The organism is Streptomyces sp. NPDC006458 (assembly GCF_040612135.1).
Lineage (GTDB): Bacteria > Actinomycetota > Actinomycetes > Streptomycetales > Streptomycetaceae > Streptomyces.
Genome location: NZ_JBEXPR010000017.1, coordinates 72,649 through 91,262 on the forward strand (window position 1 = coordinate 72,649; position 18,614 = coordinate 91,262).

The following is an 18,614-nucleotide window of genomic DNA, read 5'->3' on the forward strand; positions in this document are numbered from 1 at the left end:
CGGTCTTCGTCGGGACGTCCTGTGCCGGAAGGTCTACGCCGGGACGTCCTGGGTGTCGGGAGCGGCCGCGGAACGCGGCTCCTCCGGCAGCAGCCCCATCGCCGCGTCGCGCGCCGCCTCCCCCTCGCGGCGCAGCAGCCGGAACCACATGAAGACGACGAAGCCGGCGAAGACGAACCACTCGGCGGTGTAGCCGAGGTTCTGGAACGCCTTCGCGTCCAGGCCGGTCTGCGCCGCAGCCCTCGGAGGGACGGCCGTCATGCCCGAGTCGCCCTCGTTGAGGGTGACGAACGCGTCCTCGACGCCGTACGGCACGAGGTTGACCAGCGAGGCCGAGCTGATCGCCGCGGTCTGCCCGGACGGCAGGCCGCCACGGGCGCTCACGCCGTTGTCGCCGGGCGTCTCCGAGGCCTGGAGCGCGCCGGTGACGGTGATCCCGCCGGACGGCGGGGCCGGGGCCTTCGCGGGGTCGGGCGTCCCGGGCAGCCAGCCACGCACCACGGGCAGGGCCTTGCCGCCCTCGTCGGGGCGCAGCAGCGTCAGCACGTAGTACCCGCGCCTGCCGTCCAGTTCGCGGTCCGGGACCAGCAGCTGGTCGGCGTAGCGGCCGGAGGCGGTGGTCTGGTCGCCGGAGGTCGCCTTGTCCACGGGCAACAGCTCGGCCAGCGGCCGGGCCTGCTGCCGCCGGTCCGCCTCGGCCTGCTCGCCCGCGTTGCGGTGGCTGTCCAGCCGCTCCTCGAACCGGCCCAGCTGCCAGGAGCCCATGAACACGCAGAACGGGATGGCGAGCAGCACGAAGACGTTGATCCCCCACCAGCGGGGCGTCAGCAGGAACCGGTACACGCCTTCCACGGTACGGGGCCGGGGCGGGGGCACCGGTCGCGGGGTCGGGACGCTCCGCGCGATTCAGCGAGGTCCTGATCACCCAGGTGGTGTGGAGGGGTACTGATCTCGGGTTTGATAGGGCCATGAGCAGCGACGCAGAAGCCATGCCCCAGTGGGAGAAGCGGTTCCGCGCACCGCGTGTCTCCCTGCCCGACTGGGCCGAGGACGCCCCCGACCGTTCCCTGTTCGTCTCGAACGCGACGGGGACGTACGAGCTGTACGCCTGGGACCGGTCGACCGGCGGTCAGCGCCAGGTCACCGACCGGCCCAACGGCACCACGGACGGTGTGCTCACCCCGGACGGCGCCTGGATCTGGTGGTTCGACGACAAGGACGGCGACGAGTTCGGCGTCTGGCGGCGGCAGCCCTTCGAGGGCGGGGCCGACGAGATCGCCGTACCGGGTCTTGAGGCCTCCTATCCCGCGGGGCTGGCCCTCGGGCGGGACGGCGCGACCGCGGTGGTCGGGCGGTCCACGGACGAGGACGGCACGACCGTCCACCTCGCGCGGGCAGGCGGGGCGCCGGTGGAGATCTACCGGCACCGCGAGTCCGCCGGCGTCGGCGACCTCTCCCACGACGGCACGCTGCTCGCCCTTGAGCACACCGAGCACGGCGACGCCATGCACTCGGCGCTGCGGGTGATGCGCCTGGACGGTACGACCGTCGCCGAGCTGGACGACACCAAGGGCGGCACCGTCGAGCTGGGCCTTGAGGTGCTGGGCTTCGCCCCGGTCGAGGGGGACACCCGGCTGCTCGTCGGGCATCAGCGGCGGGGCCGCTGGGAGCCGCTGGTGTGGGACGTGGTCTCGGGCGAGGAGACCGACCTCGTGCTGGACCTGCCCGGTGACGTGAGCGCCGAGTGGTACCCGGACGGCAGCGGGCTGCTCATCGCGCACGGCTTCGAGGCCCGCAGCGAGCTGCTGCGCTACGACCTCGCGAGCCGGGCGCTGGAGCGGGTGGACACCCCGCCCGGCACGGTGTCGGGTGCCACCGCGCGCCCGGACGGCAGTGTGGAGTACCTGTGGTCCTCGGCGGCGCAGCCCTCCGCCGTGCGCTCGACGTCCGGCGGGATCGTCCTCGACCCGCCGGGGCCGCGGTCGCCCGGCTCGGTTGCGGTGGAGGACGTGTGGGTGGAGGGGCCCGGCGGCCGTATCCACGCCCTGGTCCAGAAGCCGGCGGGTGCGACGGGTCCGCTGCCGACCGTGTTCGACATCCACGGCGGGCCGACCTGGCACGACAGCGACTCCTTCGCGGCGGGTCCGGCGGCCTGGGTGGACCACGGGTACGCCGTCGTGCGCGTCAACTACCGGGGCTCCACGGGCTACGGGCGGGCCTGGACGGACGCGCTGAAGCACCGGGTCGGGCTGATCGAGCTGGAGGACATCGCCGCGGTGCGCGAGTGGGCGGTGGCCTCCGGTCTCGCCGACCCGGCCCGGCTGGTCCTCACCGGGGGTTCCTGGGGCGGGTACCTCACGCTCCTCGGTCTCGGTACGCAGCCCGACGCGTGGGCCCTCGGGATCGCGGTCGTGCCCGTCGCGGACTACGTCACGGCGTACCACGACGAGATGGAGGCGCTGAAGGCGATGGACCGTACGCTGCTGGGCGGTACCCCTGAGGAGGTGCCCGAGCGGTACGAGGCGTCCTCGCCTCTGACGTACGTCGACCGGGTCAAGGCTCCCGTGTACATCTCGGCCGGGGTGAACGATCCCCGCTGCCCGATCCGGCAGATCGACAACTATGTCAAGCGGCTGGAGGCCCGGGGGGCGGTGCACGAGGTGTACCGCTACGACGCCGGGCACGGTTCCCTGGTCGTCGACGAGCGCATCAAGCAGGTTCGGCTGGAACTGGAGTTCGCGGCGGCGCACTTGGGCGGGCAGTCCGTGTAACGGGGTCACCGACCTGAGTGGCCCGGCCGCGGGCCGACGGTGGGCGTTCGCGCAGTTCCCCGCGCCCCTTGGGGTGGTTGGGGTGTGTGGTTCGGCTGCGGGCCGCGCCTCTTGGGGGGCTGGTTGCGCAGTTCCTCGCGCCCCTTGGGGTGGCTGGTGTGCGTGGGGGGCTGTCGCTGCGGGCATGCGTGCCGCCTGGGGCGGCACGGGTGGGCGCGGCGGCACCCTCGCGGCGCGGGGCGCTGCAACGCCCTGCCTCAGCCTGTTCGCTCGCGGCTTCGGCGGCCCAGGAGTTCCGCGAGGCCGCGGCGGGTGGCCGCGAGGACGACGCGGTCGTGGGGGCCGAGGACGTACTCGTCGGGCAGGTCCCAGACCAGCCCGGCGCCGGGCGCGTCCTCGGTGCCCGCGCGCGTGTCCAGGGCCAGCACCCGCCAGGCCCCGGGCCGGAAGGCCTCCCTCACGGTCCGCCCCTCCAGCTGCCGATGCCCGGACACCTCCAGCGCGGCGAACAGCAGCACCCGCCGCTCGACGGGAATCGCCCCGAGGATCTGCCGCCCGAACATCGCCCCGGCGAACGAGGGCGCGGCAAGGTGGGTGACGCTCCGGCTGCGCGTCAGCGCCTGCGGATGGGCCGCCCGCAGGGTCCGGTACACGGCCGTGGCGAAGTCGTCGTCGTACAGCCGCAGCACCGCCCGCAGATCGGGCCGCAGCGAACGGGCGTACAGCGCGGCCTCCAGATTCGTGGTGTCGACGCTGGTCAGCGCGAGCAGCGCATGCGCCCGATGCACCTTGGCCGCCTCCAGCACGCCCTCCTGCGTGACGTCCCCGAGCACCACCGGCACCCGCAGCCGCCGCGCCACCGCGAGCCCCCGCGCCTCGGGATCGGCCTCGACGCAGACCACGGGGATGCCCAGCTCCCGCAGCCGGATCAGCACCCGGGCCCCGATCTTGCCGAGCCCGAGCAGCACCACGTGCCCGCCCAGCCCGCGCGGAGGCCTGCGCAGCCCTGACGTACTGCGGAACGTGCCGAGCGCCTCCAGGACGGCCGCGAGCAGCACGGGAAGGAGCAGCAGCCCCAGCAGGCCTGTCAGGAGCTGGAGGATCTGGCGGCCCGTGGACTGGTTCAGCGCGGGCTCGTTGATGGCGAACAGGTCCAGCAGGGTCACGTACGTCGCGTGCAGCGGATGGTCGCCGGTGAGGACGGTGAGCGCGACCGCCAGGGCCAGCACACAGCCCACGACCCCGGCGAGCGACCAGCGCAGCCGGCGGGAGAAGAGGGAGGCGAAGGACCGTACGCCGGTCAGTCCGGAGGCCGTGCCGGGGACGCCGGAGTAGGACACCTGCTCCAGGACGACCGTCCCGCGGCCGGTCGCGTCCCGGACCGCCGCCGCGTCGGGCAGCAGCCGCGGCCCCTGCTCGCCGCTGCCCTCCGAACCGTCCGCCCCCGCGGGGTCGTTGCTGGTCGCGGAGAGCAGCGCGAGGGTGGCGAGGCCCGGGTCGGCGACCTCCCCGGGGCCGGGCGGCGGCCGTTCCACGGCCCGCAGCACGAGGCCCTCGGTCTGGACGACCTTGCTGGTGCCGGCCAGTGCCGTGGCGGCCAGCGCGGGGGCGGCCGTGTCGGCGTCGGAGAGGACGACCGTGGAGGGGGCGCCCGGGTCGTCGGAGGCGGCACCGGCCGCCAACGCGGCCGCCTGGTCGAGGAGTTCCTCGATGTGCTGGCCCAGCCGCCGGTTGTAGAGCCGGAGCACGAGCCGCAGGCGCGGGTTCAGCCGGCGTGCGGTCAGGGCCGCGCGGATGTTGGTCTCGTCGTCGTCGTACACGAGGGCGAGCGCCGCCGCGCGGTCCACGCCCGCCTCGGCCAGCACCGTCTCGGTCGGCTCCCCGGCCTCCACCACACGCTCGGCGGCGCCGCTGTCGCCGTTGCCCCGGGCCGCGTTGACCATGCGGTCCAGCAGGGCCGCGGAGGCCGCGCGGGCGCGGCCGACGACCGGCTGGCGCACCCGGCGCCCGGCCGGCGGCACGACGAGCGTGACCTGTTCGCCGTAGACGACGCGCAGTTCGGTGGCGAGCCGGTGGGCGAGACCGTCGTCGCCGCACACCACCATCTGCCCGCTCGCGCCTCCCGGCGCGCTCTGGTTCGGAACGCTCCCCACGAAAGGACAGACTGCCCTATCCGCGGCGGTGGTTGCAGCGGACACCGGACGACCTCGGCGCCGGGCACGTGCCGCGCGGCGGTCTGGGCGGAGGATCTCGTGCACGAAGGTTCGACCCTTCGTCTCGGCGTGTGATCCCGGGCGGGTGCGCGCCACCCGGTGTGCGCGTGGCGCGTTGGGGTTGCCATGGCGTGGGATGTGAAGCCGGTTCGCGTCCGACGGTGTCCGGCATCGGTGCGCAGTAACGGTTCTGCACCCCGTCGTCGCGACAGCGGGAGCGCGCCTGGCACGCAACGGGAGTGACGAACAGTGTGGACTTGCGCCGACGGCCCCGACCGCCCGCCCGCCTCCGACGCCCACCGCACCGGGGAACCGGTCGGCCGGGACGGGGAGACGGCCCTGCTGCGCGAACTCCTGTCCGTCCACCGGCTGGTGACGGTCACCGGCCCGGTAGGCGTCGGCAAGAGCGCGCTCGCCGCGGCGGTGTGCGCCGGCCTGCCGGACGGCCCCCGGCGCCGGATCGTCCGGGTGCGCGCGCCCGGGGGCGCGAACGCGCCCGCCGGGGCCCTGGCGGCGGAACTGGTGCGGGCGGCGCGGCAGGCGCGCTCGCGGCGCGGGGCCGCCGGGCCGTGGACCCGCACCCCGGACGGCCCGCGAGGGCCGGGGGCCGGTGCCGTACGGGTGCCGGCCGGTCCGGGGACACCCGCTCCCGCCGACGTCGCCCGTGCCGTGCGCGCCGCCGCTCGCGGAGGCCAGGTGCTGCTCCTCCTCGACGACGTCGACCCCGTCCACACCGAGTGCGCCGGGCTGGTGCAGCGGCTGCTCATGGCCGTGCCCGAGGCACGGGTGCTGGTCACCTCGCGGGCCGCGCTCGGGCTGGGCGAGGAGCGGGTGCTGCGGCTGGCCCCGCTGCGCACCGAGGCACGGGACGGCGAGGGCGGCCGTTCCCCGGCGGTGCGGTTGTTCCTGGCGCGGGCACGCGGCAGGGGCCCGTACGACCTGTCCGCCGTGCGCGAGGTCTGCCGGCTGCTGGAGGGCGTACCGCTGGCGATCGAGCTGGCGGCCGGGCAGACCGGGCGGCACTGCGCGGCGGAGCTCGCCCGGCTGCTGCGCCGCCACCAGTGCTGGCTGTCCGGCGGCCGGCCGAACGCCCCGCGCCGCCACCGCTCCCTACGCGCGGCGATCGGCTCGGCGTACGCGCTGCACGACCGGCCGGTGCGGGTGGTGTGGGCGCGGGCCGCCGTCTTCCCGGGCTCGTTCACCGAGTCGGCCGCGGTGTTCCTGTGCGCGGGCGGAGGTGTGGCGCCGCACCAGGTGCCCGGCGCTCTGGCACGGCTCGCGGCGATCGGCGTCCTGCGGCCGGAGGGCGACCCCGGCGGGGTGCACCGCCCGCGCTACCGGATGGCCGCGGCGGCCCGCGACTTCGGCCGGGAACGGCTGCGCGCGGCGGGGGAGTTCCCGATCGCCGTGGAGCGGCTGGTCACCCACGCCCGGCGGACCGCCGAGGTCGCCGAGGACCTGTGGGGCGCGGGCTCGCAGCGGCAGGCCGTACGGCTGCTGGCCGAGGAGCAGGACGACCTGATGGCCGTGGCACGGCACGCGCTGGAGCGGCCCGAGCACACCCCGGCGGTCCTGGAGGCGGTCGTGGCGCTGTGGTTCTGGTGGGTGGTCTACGACCACGCGGAGCCGGGCCGGGACCTGCTGCTCACCCTGCTCGGGCGGTGCGAGGAGGACAGCCCGCTGGCGGTGCGCGCCCGGTGGCTGGCGGCCTGGCTCACCGCTCCCGGCGACCCGCGCGCGGCCCGTTCCCTGCTGGGCCGCGCCTGGCCCGCCGCGATGCTGGCCGGGGACGACGCCGCGCTCGGCCGTATCGCGCATGTGCAGGGCATGCTCGCGCTGCGCGACGGCGACCCGGTGGCCGCCGCCGCGCACTTCCGCGAGGCGGCCGACACCGTCCCGCCGCACGCCCCGGGCGGACCGTCGGCCGCCGTCAGCCTCGCCGCGCTCGCGGTGGCCGAGGCCGCCTTCGACCCGGTCGCCGCCCGGCGCAGCGCCCGCCGCGCGCTGTCCCACCCGGACGTGCGGGAGGACTCCTGGGCCTGTCTGCTCGCCCGCTACGCCCGTGCCTTCGTCGACCACCGGCACGGCCGGCGCGGCCGCGCCTGGCAGCGGGCCCGGCGGGCGCTCGCGGCATGGGACACGGAGCTGCCCGCACCGCTGCCCGCCCCGCACGGCCGGGCCGCGCTGCACGGGCTGATCGCCGACATCGAGTCCGGCACGGCGGGCCGGGACCGTGTCCCCTTCATCCCGACGCCGCGTCCGGCCCGCGGATGGGCAATTGCGAAAATTGGCAATTGATTACATGCTGAGGGAGCCGCGCCCGTCCGTTCCGGTAGCCACGGGCGCGCACGAGTCGCGGTGGCCGCTGTGGGCCGCCGCGACTGCTGTGAGGGCGCAGGTCGGGCGGACGACAGAGGGAAGTTCACCTATATGACGATCGAGTGGCGTTACACCGTCGAACAGGATCTCGGCATACTTTCCGTCGCCGGATACCTGGGCCCGGAGGCCGTAAGGCGCTTCACGGGCGCGGTCGGCTGGGTGGTCGCCCGGGGCTCCGGCCCGGTCATCCTGGACCTCGGGGACCTGCGCAACTGGTCGGCCGAGGGGCAGGTCGCCATCACGGACGCCGCGCGCAGGCTGGCCGAGGCGGGACGCCGCCTGGAACTGGCCGCGATCCCCGCCGACGGTTCCCTGGTCCCGGCCGGTGAGGGCCCGGACATCCCCGTCCACTGCGACCTGACCGCTGCGCTCGCGGTGCACGTCCGCCCGGGCGGGCCGGACGAGAACACCGGGCCGCAGCAGGAGTGGCGTACGGACGGCTGGAAGGTCGAGTGACAGATGTGACGCACGGGGGAGGGCGGCGCGGACGCGCCGCCGAGGGGGGCACGGCTCGATGAGCACACCGCTGTACCAACTGAAGGCCGAGTTCTTCAAGACGCTCGGCCATCCGGCCCGCATCCGCGTCCTGGAGCTGCTCAGCGAGCGCGAGCACGCGGTCGCCGAGCTGCTGCCGCGCGTCGGCATCGAGCCCGCCCACCTGTCCCAGCAGCTCGCCGTGCTGCGCCGGGCCAACCTGGTGATCTCCCGCAAGGAGGGCTCGAACGTCCACTACTCGCTGACCGACCCGCACGTGGCCGAGCTGCTCACGGTGGCCCGCACCATCCTCTCCGGTGTCCTCGCCGGTCAGGCCGAGCTCCTCGCGGACCTGCGCGCGACCCAGACGGACGGCGGCCGGGACCCGGACGGGGCGGCGCGCCCGGTGGGATGATGGGAGAGGTGATCCTCCCGGCGGAAGGCGGACATCATGGGACAGGCGCGTGAACTCATGGACCGGCTCACCGAGGCGGTCACCGACCCACCGGACCTGAAGGCCGTGGCAGAGCTCTACGCCGAGGACGCCGTGGCCCAAACCCCCGAGGGCGAGTTCCACAACCGCGGCGACATCGTCGAGTGGTGGCGTCAGATGACGACGGCCGTACCCGACGGGACCTACGAGTCGGTCCACGCCTACGAGATCGGCGACACGGCGGTCGACGAGGGCTACTACACCGGCACCAACACCGGCCCCCTGCAACTCCCTTCGGGTGAGACCCTCCCCGCGACGGGCAAGCGCGTCCGACTCCGCGGTGTGGACCTGGCGACGGTCCGTGACGACCACATCGTCAGTTACCGGGTGTACTACGACCAGATGGAGTTCCTGGAGCAGGTGGGGCTGCTGCCTGAGGCCTAGGTGTTCTGTCCCGGGAGGTTGTGGACGGGTGGTCCAGGTCTCGGCTGAGAGATCTTGGAATGGGTGAGGGCCTTCTGGCCTGGTGTGGATTGAGACATCTGCACCGGCGACCAGAAAGGCCCTCGTGCCCCACCGTAATGAACGGCCCCCGGCCCGGCACCGGCGAGGCGGTACCGGCCCGCCGTGGCCGATCCGCGCGGCGCGACAGCAACACCACGTCCCACCTGCGCCGCGCCCGCGTCTTCGACGAGGCTGGCCGCGGCCTCCTTATCGTCGCCCGGCTAGGCCGTGTTTTTCAGATTCCGCCAGGGGAAGGAGGGCCGTCGGCGATGGCAGCGTGCCGAGCCGGAAGGCAGGGCGGCCACGCCAGATGCTCCGTAGTGGGCCTGCCGGTGGGACAAGAGCCCCGAGTGCTGTTGCGGCGGTGCCCGCGATCGCTACGGTGCGGCTGACCGCGGGGCTTTTCCTGTGCGTCAGCGTTCCTACGCGCCTGCCGGCCTGTGCCTGGTGAGGCAGATGTGATGCAAGAGGATCGTGTGCTATCGAACAGGGGATCCGGAGTGCGGTGATTCGGTCGTCGGCAGGGGCTTTCAGGCCGTGTCTGCCGGTTTCGACCGCGACGCCGGTGCCGGGCCGCGAGGGTTGGCACCGATGCCTCGCGCGGCCCCCGGTGCTCCCTGCCGGAGGGCGGACTGCCGGGGGTCGTGTGCGACCGTACGTCGGCGGTTGACAGGGCCGCCCGGGTCCTGCCGCCGGGTACGGCCCTTCCAGGAGGACCTTCGATGACGTCGACCAGCCCGTTACGCTCTGCCCGCGCGCGCCGGCGCCAACGGACAGCCGTGGCGAGCGCGTTCGCGCTCGCCACGCTGGGCCTCACCGTCCTGGGCGCCTCGCCGGCGGCCGCCGCCCCGACCGTGATCGCGAGCGTGGCGCTGGGCGACAACCCGGAGTACCTGGCCGTGGCCCCGGACGGCGCCCACGTGTACGTCAGCAACACCGGCGGCGGCATGTTCGACCCGGTCGGTACGACGGTGAGCGTCCTGAACACCGCCACCGACACCCTGGGCACGCCGATCACCGTCGGCAACGAGCCCACCGGCATCGCGGTCAGCCCCGACAGCTCCACCCTCTACGTCGCCAACCGCGGCGACGGCACCGTGCGCGTCGTCACCGCGGCCACCGGCGCCACCACCGCCACCATCACCGGGATCGGCGAGCCGTCAGGGCTGGCGATCACCCCCGACGGCACCGAGGTCTACGTCGCCGACGGCACGTACTCCAGCGCGTCGGTGAAGGTCATCGACACCGCCACCAACACCGTCACGGCGTCCGTGCCCGTCAACGACTTCCCCCGCAACGTCGCGGTCAGCCCCGACGGCGCGGCCGCGTACGTGGTCACCCAGTCCGGTGACACCCTCACCGCCATCGACACCACCACTCACGCGGTGGCCTCGACCCTGTCGATGAGCGAGATGCCGTTCGCGCTCGCCATCAGCCCCGACAGCACGACCGCGTACGTCACCCACTCCAACCGGACCATCGTCACCGCCGTCGACCTCGCCACGCTGACCGCCACCGCCACGATCACCACCGGCAACGCGCCCAATGGCGTGGCGTTCACCCCCGACGGCACGACCGCGTACGTGACCAACGTCGGCGACAACACCCTGTCCACGATCGACACCGCCACGAACTCGGTCACCGGGACCGCCCCGATCGGGAGCAGCCCGACCACCCTCGCGCTCAACCCGTCCGGCACCCGCGGCTACGCCGTCAACAACCAGTTCAGTGGCGCCGACAGCCTCGACGTGATCCAGTTCGCGCCCGCCACCCCGGCGCCGGCCGTCACCGCGATCAGCCCCGCCTCGGGCCCGACGGCCGGCGGCACCGCGGTCACCGTCACCGGGACCGACCTGGCCGCCGCCACCGCCGTCACCTTCGGCGGCACCGCCGCAACCGCTGTGTCGTGCTCGGCCACGGCCTGCACCGCCACCTCGCCCGCGCACGCCGCCGGCACCGTCGACGTCCAGGTGACCACCCCGACCGGGACCAGCGCGACCAGCACTGCCGACCGGTTCACCTACCTGGCGCCCGACGCCGACCTGGCCTCCGTCGTCACCGAGTCGGCCGACCCGGCCGCGCTCGGCGACACGCTCACCTACACCCACACCGTCATCAACAACGGCTCCGCCGCCGCCACTTCGGCCACCGCCGCCCTGACTCTGTCCGGCTCCGCGGCCGCCATCGTGTCCGCGACGTCCTCCCAGGGCTCGTGCACCGTCAGCGCGCCGACCGTGAGCTGCACGCTCGGCACCCTGGGCAACACCGCGTCCGCGACGATCACCGTGGTGGTCGAACCGGGTGTGACCGGCACGCTCACCGCCACCGGCACCACCACCTCGGCCGTCGCAGACTCCACGCCCGCCAACAACTCCGACACGGAGAACACCACCGTTGCCAACGGCCACGGCTGCACCATCACCGGCACTCCCGGCAACGACACGCTGAACGGCACCAACGGCGCCGACGTCATCTGCGGCCTGGGCGGCAACGACACGATCAACGGCGGCAACAACAACGACACGGTCTACGCCGGCTCCGGCGACGACACCGTCGACGGAGGCAACGGCGACGACACCCTCTACGGCGGCGCCGGCAACGACATCATGGGAGGCGGCAACGGCGCCGACTACCTCTACGGCGAGGCGGGCAACGACACCAACTACGGCGAGACCCTCCTCGGCTCCCTGCTCTACCTCTTCGACAACGGCAACGACCACATCTACGGCGGCCCCGGCAACGACGACCTCGACGGCCAGAACGGCAACGACGCCCTCATCGACACCGACGGCACCGACACCATGAGCGGCGGCGTCGGAAACGACGCCATCGACGTCCAGGACAACACCGGCGGCGACACCGCCAACGCCGGCCTCGGCGCCGACACCTGCACCGTGGACACCGGGGACACCACCACCAGCTGCTGACCCCACAGACCGAGCACCGGTGGCCTGGCGGATCACCTCCGCCAGGCCACGAGCGCGCTCACAACCATTCCTCGATCGATGCCACCACGACGACGGCTTCGAACCGCACCGCGAGTTTCTCGTACCGCGTCGCCACCGCCCGGTTCCGCTCGGCGTCGGCCCTCGACCAGGGCCCGTCTGACATGCCCCGGAGCACGACACCGTGGAGCCGAGACCGGGGCCTCGGATTCTCAGGGGCTGCCATATCGGGCTCAATCACCGCACAGTCGGGCCCAGTCGGCAACTTGCACGTGATCTTCGCCACCTTGCGGGAATTCCCTGCGACATCCAGAGACAGTTGCACGCTGAAATGAATTGAGCCACTGCTGAGACGGGTGTGGCTCAAGTGATCTATGTGGCCCGTAGCGGCCGTCTTTGGGGTGGATTTCGTCGTGAGTCGACGCAAGCGGCATGCCTACACACCGCTGAGCCTGAAACGGCGGGCATGGTTGACGCTCGGTGCGGTGGTTCTGGGCGGAGGGGGTGTGGTGGGCTACGCCATGGCCAGCCCCTCCTCCGAGCACCAGGACACCGGCCGGGCCAAGCGGCCGGTGAAGATCTATCAGCTGGCCCTGAAGGGGACCAGCGGCGGCAAGCGGGAACTGCCGCGCACCGAGACCGAGCAGTTCTCCCTCGTCGGCGTGACCTGGACGGGGGTCACCAAGGAGCTCGACGGCAGGGCGCAGGTGCGCACCCGCGACCTGGAGACCGGCGACTGGAGCGCGTGGCACGACCTCGGGCTCGACGTCGCCCCGCCGGAGCAGCCCGAGGAGGACATGCGCGGCGGGTCCGAGCCGCTGTGGGTCGGCCCCTCCGACGGCGTCGAGGTCCAGGTCCTCCACGAGGACGGCACCACGGGAGCGCTCCCCAAGGGACTTGAGGTCAGCCTCGTCGACCCCGGCGTGGTGACCACCGCTGAGACGAAGGTGAGCGAGCCGGAGCCGGCCGCGTTCGCCGCGGAGGTGAGCCCGTCCCCGGCTCCGTCCACCACGCCGACGACGCCGACCCCGCTGCCGTCCAGCGCGCCCAAGCCGCCGATCCTCACCCGGGCGGACTGGGGCGCGGACGAGGACCTCAGCCCCGACCCGTCGGAGTACAACGCGGACGTCAAGGCCGTGTTCGTGCACCACACGGCCGGCGCCGCGTACGACTGCTCCGAGTCGACGTCGATCATCCGCGGCATCTACGCGTACCACACCTCGCCCACGTCCCAGGGCGGCAACGGCTGGAACGACATCGGCTACAACTTCCTGGTCGACAAGTGCGGCACGATCTACGAGGGCCGCAAGGGCGGCGTCGACCTGCCCGTGCTCGGCGCGCACACCTTCGGCTTCAACCGGGAGTCCGCCGGTATCTCCGTCCTCGGTGACTACACCACCGCCGGTGCCTCGAACGAGGCCCTGACCTCCGTCGCCCGGGTGGCGGCCTGGAAGCTCGGCCAGTACGGCGCCGACCCGGCCGGCACGGTGGACCTCAACGCCGGTATGACGCAGAAGAACTACAAGGGCACCCAGTTCACCGCGGGCACGAAGTACACCTTCGACCGGATCTCGGCCCACCGCGACGGCTTCAACAGCGAGTGCCCGGGCAACGCCCTCTACGCCCAGCTGCCGGCCATCCGCACCCTGGCGGCCGGCCCGGTGCAGAACCTGAAGGTCGCCTCCCTCAGCGGCGCGACCGCGTCGGGGTCGACGTACTACACCAAGGGCACGGTCACCGTGCGCTGGTCGAGCACCACCCCGGCCTCGCTCATCAGGAACTTCCAGGTGCTGGCCGACAACCAGGTCGTCGCCACCACCTCGGGCGCCGGTACGGCCAAGGCGATCACCCTCGCCCCGGGCAGCCACACCGTGGCCGTGCGCGCCGTGCACGTGTCCGGCAAGGAGACGACCACCGCCGCGCTGAACGTCGACACCGACGCGACCGCGCCGACGTTCACCACCACCCCGAAGCTCTCCCTGCGCACCGGCACGGTCAACACCACCGCGGTTCCCGTGACCCTCGGCTGGAAGGCGACCGACGACAAGGCGCTGCGCGAGGTGAAGCTGCTGTCCCCCACGGCCGCCACCTTCAGCGCCGCCGCGACCGCCTCCAGCCGTACCTCCAACTCCGGCACGGCGAGCACCTGGTCGATGCAGGCGAGCGACTACGCGGGCAACTCCCTCACCGCCTCCGCCGCCTACACGCCGGTCATCCTCCAGGAGACCTCGGCGGTGAAGTCCGGTACCTGGACCGCCCGTTCGTCCACCAGCTACCTCGGTGGCAAGTCGTACTCCAGCGGCTCGAAGAACGCCAGCCTCAGCTGGACCTTCACCGGCCGCTCCGCCTCCTGGGTGGTCTCCCGCGCGTCCAGCTCCGGCCAGGTCTACGTCTACGTCGACGGCGTCAAGGTCAGCACCGTCGACCTGAAGTCGACGTCCACCCTGTACCGTCAGGCGATCTGGACCAAGACCTGGACGGCCAGCGCCAAGCACACGGTCAAGATCGTGGTCGTCGGCACCACGGGCCGCCCCACGATCACCACGGACGGCCTCGTCTACATCAAGTGACGCACCGCGTCGGCTGATTCACCCCCCGCCGCCGCCCCCGCGCGCAGGCCTCGGCCCGCCCGCGGGGGCAGCGCGTTTCGGCCCGGCTACGGCGTGCCGGACGTGTTGAACCCCCTGTCGAGATAGGGGTACTGGTCCGGGACGTGCCCGTCGGCCGCGACCAGACGGGCGATGCCGCCCTCGTCGCGCCAGACCTGCTGGGTGGAGGCGAAGGAGAACCCGCCGAACTCCGGGTGGACCTCGTTGGTGTAGACGCGGTAGCGCTGGCCGGGCTGGATGACCGTCCCCGAGGGGAAGGGGAAGCGGTATCCGGTGGTCCTGGACTCCACGAACCAGCCGGTCAGGTCCTGCGGCGCGCCGCCCTGGTTGAAGATCTCGACGTACTCGTCGGCCTGGCCCTGGCCGGTGCCGAGGTAGCGCAGGCCGGAGATGATCACGTCGGGCTCGTCGAGCGTGAACATGCAGACGACCTCGGCGAAGTTGATCCCGCCCTCGGGGCTGCGGAACTGCCGGACGATCTGGCCGCCCCGCTTGAACCCGCTCAGGACCGCCCGGTACTGCTTGCCGCCGATCGTGACGGGCTGCGGGTGGATGAACTCCTGGAGGTCGACCAGGTCGTCGTCCACGGGACTGCTGCCGGTCGAGTTGGGCGTCTCGTTGTGATGGAAGCTGAAGGTGAGGTCGGTGGTGCTTCCGTCCTCGAACATGACGTTGACCGTGAGGTGGACGTCGAACTGGCTCGGGCTGACGGTGGTGGGCACATTGCGGTGCACGAAGGTACCGACGACGAACTCGGTGCCGTCGAGCTGGACGTCCGCGGCCGCACCGCGGAACTGGTACCCGCTCTGGGAGCCGCTGCTGCCCCATCGGACGTCGGCGGTGCCGAGCCCGTTGACCGGCGAGATGGCCGGAGCGGTGGACGGAAAGACGCCTGAGGTGACGACTGTGGTCATGGTGTCTGGCTCCTGCTCTCTCAGTCCTCGTCCTCGACGACCTCGGCCTTGAGCTTGGCCGGGGGCGCGGTGCCGACCTGGGCCACGCCGTCGGTGAAGCGGCCGAGCGCGGCGCCGTCGACGGCCTCGATGCCGCAGGTGTAGACGACGCAGTCCTTGTCGTCGGCGGTGGTGTTCAGGTGCACGTGGTACTTGAACGTCAGCGTGCGCCCGTCCGCGCTCACCTTGGCCTGCACGGGAGGCAGACTGCCGCCCGTCGTCTGGTCCATGCGCTTGTACTGGGCGCCCACGACGCCGTTCCAGCGGAACCCGGTGGGCGCGGTGAAGACGTGCTCGCGCTCGCCCGCGTCGACCGTCTCGCTCCAGTTCGGTGTGCGGACACAGATGTTGATGGTGGCGCCGAGGCCCCCGGGGGCGTCCTCGACCCCGCCCTCCTGCCACACCACGAGGTCCAGCTTCTGCGCCCGGCCCTGCTCGTAGCCCCAGTCGTAGCCGTTCGCGTACTGGTCCTGCTCGCCGCGCGTGCCGTCGCGCGGCGGGTCGGCGTGCGGGCGGCCGGCGAGGGCGTCGGCGCGCCCCGCGTCCTCTCCTCGTTTGTAGGCTTCCTTCTTGGACTGCACGTCGGTGCTCATCTCGGGGCCTCCAGGGGCTGTGATCGAAGCGTGCGTGGGAAGGGGACGTCCTGGTCCGGGCCGCCCCGGCCCAGCACGGGCGGGCACGCCCGGCACGGCACACCGCGCGGTTCACCTGACGCGGGACGCCATGGGAGAGTGGGCCGGGAAGGACGGGACGCAGAACGCCGCCTGCGGCCACGGGTGGGGTGTGCGCGCAGGGACGACGGCACGCACCTGGCCGTCATCGGTCCATCGTTAACCCGGACTTTCGCGCGATATGCGGCGCTTCCCCCGTTTGCGAATGCCGGATCGATTCTGCGTCACTTGTTCGAGTGGAGTTGAAGCGCGAGGGCGCACGGCGGACGTGGAGCGCGTCAGGCCCGCGCTCCCCGTCGTCCGCCCCTCACGGCTGCCGCCGCCCGGCTTTCACCGAGCTCTCCCGGGGCTCCCTCTTGCGGGTGGGGTGCTCGGTGCGCTGCCCCCGCGGGGGCGGATCCGGCCGGTATGCAGGGGAGTTGTCCATGACGGCTCGGAAGGAGACGCACATGCCGCAGACGAGGCCGCGGAAGCGGAGGGTGCCGGACATCATGGAGGCGCGACCGCGCCGGTGCCGGGTGGTGACGAGGTGACGGCGAAGGCGACGGCGAAGGCGACGGCGACGGCTCGGCCGGGGGATCCGGTCGCCCCCGAGTCGGTCGCCCCGGAGCCCGACGCCCCGGAGTCCGACGCCCCGGAGTCCGACGCCCCGGAGTCCGACGCCCTGGAGCCCGGCGCCCCGGAGTCGGTCCCCCCGGCGGCGGTGGCCTCGGAGCGCGGCGGGTCACCGGGTGGCGGGGCGGGCGACGGGACCGTGGTGGGCAACGGCACCGCCGGATTCTCCGGGGACGGAGGGCCCGCGACACTCGGGCGGCTGGCCTTTCCCGCGGACGTGGCCGTCGGAGGCGGGGCGGTCTTCGTCGCCGACCACGCCAACCACCGGGTCCGCCGGATCGACGGCTCCGGCGTGCTGACCACGGTCGCCGGGGACGGGCTGCGCGGCTACGCCGGGGACGGCGCGGACGCGGCACGGGCCCGGCTGGGCTTCCCCGTCGCCCTGGCGGTCGGCACGGACGGGGCCGTGTTCGTCGCCGACGAGATGAACCACCGGGTCCGCCGGATCGACCCCTCGGGCGTCATCGACACCGTCGTGGGGGACGGCACCCGGGGCGGCGAAGGAGACGGCGGTCCCGCCGACCGCGCCCGGCTGGACGCCCCGTGCGCCCTGGCCGTGGACAGTGCCGGAACGCTGTACGTCGGCGAAGGGGGCAGTCCCCGGGTGCGCAGGGTCGGCGCCGACGGTGTCATCACCACGGTCGTCGCGGCGTCCTCGGCCACCGGGCGGGCCGGGGGTGCCGTTGCGGCCGACGCCGGCGAGGCGTTCGTACCCGCGGGGCTGGCGGTCGACGCGGACGGGCAGCTGTACATCGCCGACCCCGCCGGGCGCCGGGTACTGCTGCTGGGCACGGACGGGTCGCTGCGGGTCCTGGCAGGACCTCCAGGCGGGGACGCCGGTGTGACGGAGGTCGACTGGAGCGCCCCCAGCGCGGTGGCGGTCGACGCCCAAGGTGCCGTCCACGTCGCCGACATGAACGGACACCGGTTGTGGCGGCTGGCCGACGGACAGGCCGAGGTCCTGGCCGGCGCCTCGCTCTCCTATCCCTGCGGCCTCGCCGTGGACCCGGCCGGGCGGCTGCTCGTGGCGGACAACTTCCACCACCGGATCGTGGCCCTGCCGCTCCCCGCCCCTCCCTCCGGGGACACCGACCCGGAGACGGACCTGGAGACGGAGCCGACTCCGGAGCCGGAGCCGACCCCGGAGCCGACCCCGGGGCCCGGGCCGGATCCGGAGCCCGAGCCCGAGCCCGAGGAGACGTCGGAACTGGAACCCGAGCCGGAGCCGACCCCGGAGCTGGAACCCGAGCCCGAGCCGACCCCGGAGCCCGAGCCGGAGCCGACCCCGGAGCCGGAGCCGGAGCCGACCCCGGAGCCGGAGCCGGAGCCGGAGCCGACCCCAGAGCCGGAGCCCGAACCCGCGCCCGAGCCCACACCCGAACCGGAGAAGACCCCCGACCCCACCCGCCCCGACGACACCGCACAACCCCCCGACCAACCCCCCACCCCACCCGCCCGACTCCTGGTCCGCCAAGAGGTCGGCGTGGAACTCCCGCGCGGCGGAAGCGAGTTGCTCCACGTACGGGTCTCGTCCACCGACCCCTGGGTCCCGGGACGGGTCGAGCACCGTTTCACCGCCCCGACGGGACTCGTCTTCGACGGCCGAGCGACCTGCGCCTACTACCGCGCGGACCGCACGGTGATCCCCGGCGGATCGCCGACGGTCACCGTGCGTGACGGCGGCAGGACGCTGGTCGTCGAGGACGAACCGCGCCTGAACACGCCGGACCATCCGGCGGCGGCCCTCGTCTACACACTCGGCCTGCGGGCCCTGGCCGACGCCGAGCCAGGCCGGCACACCGACGGGCGAGCGGTGATCGCCGGCCAGGAGCCGGTATCCCTGAAGGCCAGCGTGCTCGGCGACGACGAGGAATGACCCGGAGCGGGCGACGAAACCGGACGTCGCCCCCGAGCCGCCTGCGGCAGACTCTCGCCGTAGGCGGCTCTTTGCGATTTCAAACCTTGAATGCGGAAATAATCGTTTCTCTGCTCCCAGCTCACTCGGGTGATGGTCACGGACTGTGACATGAATGGATCACTGCCTTAG

Annotated in this window: 13 protein-coding genes; 8 read left to right on the forward strand and 5 right to left on the reverse strand. The window is 73.3% G+C overall.

Annotation, left to right across the window (positions count from 1 at the left end):
* Window positions 1–33: 33 nt before the first annotated feature.
* Entirely contained in the window at window positions 34–843 is an 810-nt protein-coding gene (locus ABZZ79_RS23275) for an SURF1 family protein (RefSeq protein WP_356691562.1), read from the reverse strand.
* A 125-nt stretch (window positions 844–968) separates the two neighbouring features.
* On the opposite strand from ABZZ79_RS23275, the gene ABZZ79_RS23280 reads away from it, so the two are divergent.
* Entirely contained in the window at window positions 969–2,771 is a 1,803-nt protein-coding gene (locus ABZZ79_RS23280) for a prolyl oligopeptidase family serine peptidase (protein WP_356691564.1), read from the forward strand.
* Between the two features lie 257 nt (window positions 2,772–3,028).
* Here the strand turns inward: ABZZ79_RS23280 and ABZZ79_RS23285 are convergent, their stop codons facing one another.
* Window positions 3,029–4,876: an NAD-binding protein gene (locus ABZZ79_RS23285; protein ID WP_356691769.1), complete on the reverse strand. Its 1,848-nt coding sequence runs from the start codon at window positions 4,874–4,876 to the stop codon at window positions 3,029–3,031.
* A gap of 357 nt (window positions 4,877–5,233) precedes the next feature.
* Here ABZZ79_RS23285 and ABZZ79_RS23290 point away from each other — a divergent pair, with 357 nt between their 5' ends.
* The 5 genes from ABZZ79_RS23290 (at window position 5,234) to ABZZ79_RS23310 (ending at window position 11,701) form a co-directional block, all read left to right on the forward strand.
* On the forward strand, window positions 5,234–7,282 hold the full coding sequence (locus ABZZ79_RS23290) for an AAA family ATPase (protein ID WP_356691566.1): 2,049 nt from the start codon (window positions 5,234–5,236) through the stop codon (window positions 7,280–7,282).
* 132 nt (window positions 7,283–7,414) lie between these two features.
* Entirely contained in the window at window positions 7,415–7,819 is a 405-nt protein-coding gene (locus ABZZ79_RS23295) for an anti-sigma factor antagonist (RefSeq protein WP_356691568.1), read from the forward strand.
* Between the two features lie 58 nt (window positions 7,820–7,877).
* Entirely contained in the window at window positions 7,878–8,252 is a 375-nt protein-coding gene (locus ABZZ79_RS23300) for a metalloregulator ArsR/SmtB family transcription factor (protein ID WP_356691570.1), read from the forward strand.
* A 36-nt stretch (window positions 8,253–8,288) separates the two neighbouring features.
* Complete coding sequence (locus ABZZ79_RS23305; protein WP_356691572.1) at window positions 8,289–8,714, forward strand: nuclear transport factor 2 family protein; 426 nt, start codon at window positions 8,289–8,291, stop codon at window positions 8,712–8,714.
* An 839-nt stretch (window positions 8,715–9,553) separates the two neighbouring features.
* A complete protein-coding gene (locus ABZZ79_RS23310) occupies window positions 9,554–11,701 on the forward strand; it encodes a beta-propeller fold lactonase family protein (RefSeq protein ID WP_356691574.1) in 2,148 nt (715 codons plus the stop codon).
* A 58-nt stretch (window positions 11,702–11,759) separates the two neighbouring features.
* Here the strand turns inward: ABZZ79_RS23310 and ABZZ79_RS23315 are convergent, their stop codons facing one another.
* Window positions 11,760–11,885: a hypothetical protein gene (locus ABZZ79_RS23315; protein ID WP_356691576.1), complete on the reverse strand. Its 126-nt coding sequence runs from the start codon at window positions 11,883–11,885 to the stop codon at window positions 11,760–11,762.
* Between the two features lie 286 nt (window positions 11,886–12,171).
* On the opposite strand from ABZZ79_RS23315, the gene ABZZ79_RS23320 reads away from it, so the two are divergent.
* A complete protein-coding gene (locus ABZZ79_RS23320; protein WP_356691771.1) occupies window positions 12,172–14,289 on the forward strand; it encodes a peptidoglycan recognition protein in 2,118 nt (705 codons plus the stop codon).
* An 86-nt stretch (window positions 14,290–14,375) separates the two neighbouring features.
* Here the strand turns inward: ABZZ79_RS23320 and ABZZ79_RS23325 are convergent, their stop codons facing one another.
* Window positions 14,376–15,242: a lamin tail domain-containing protein gene (locus ABZZ79_RS23325; RefSeq protein WP_356691578.1), complete on the reverse strand. Its 867-nt coding sequence runs from the start codon at window positions 15,240–15,242 to the stop codon at window positions 14,376–14,378.
* Between the two features lie 20 nt (window positions 15,243–15,262).
* Window positions 15,263–15,874, reverse strand: coding sequence for a hypothetical protein (locus ABZZ79_RS23330; RefSeq protein ID WP_356691580.1), 612 nt, complete (start codon window positions 15,872–15,874; stop codon window positions 15,263–15,265).
* Window positions 15,875–16,481: 607 nt separating this feature from the next.
* Here ABZZ79_RS23330 and ABZZ79_RS23335 point away from each other — a divergent pair.
* Complete coding sequence (locus tag ABZZ79_RS23335) at window positions 16,482–18,443, forward strand: serine/threonine protein kinase (protein ID WP_356691582.1); 1,962 nt, start codon at window positions 16,482–16,484, stop codon at window positions 18,441–18,443.
* Window positions 18,444–18,614: the final 171 nt, after the last annotated feature.

Coding starts and splice junctions, on each gene's coding strand:
- ABZZ79_RS23300 (WP_356691570.1), top strand. CDS start 7,878: ATGAGCACACCGCTGTACCAACTGAAGGCCGAGTTCTTCAAGACGCTC.
- ABZZ79_RS23325 (WP_356691578.1), bottom strand. CDS start 15,242: ATGACCACAGTCGTCACCTCAGGCGTCTTTCCGTCCACCGCTCCGGCC.
- ABZZ79_RS23280 (WP_356691564.1), top strand. CDS start 969: ATGAGCAGCGACGCAGAAGCCATGCCCCAGTGGGAGAAGCGGTTCCGC.
- ABZZ79_RS23330 (WP_356691580.1), bottom strand. CDS start 15,874: ATGAGCACCGACGTGCAGTCCAAGAAGGAAGCCTACAAACGAGGAGAG.
- ABZZ79_RS23285 (WP_356691769.1), bottom strand. CDS start 4,876: ATGGTGGTGTGCGGCGACGACGGTCTCGCCCACCGGCTCGCCACCGAA.
- ABZZ79_RS23305 (WP_356691572.1), top strand. CDS start 8,289: ATGGGACAGGCGCGTGAACTCATGGACCGGCTCACCGAGGCGGTCACC.
- ABZZ79_RS23295 (WP_356691568.1), top strand. CDS start 7,415: ATGACGATCGAGTGGCGTTACACCGTCGAACAGGATCTCGGCATACTT.
- ABZZ79_RS23315 (WP_356691576.1), bottom strand. CDS start 11,885: ATGTCAGACGGGCCCTGGTCGAGGGCCGACGCCGAGCGGAACCGGGCG.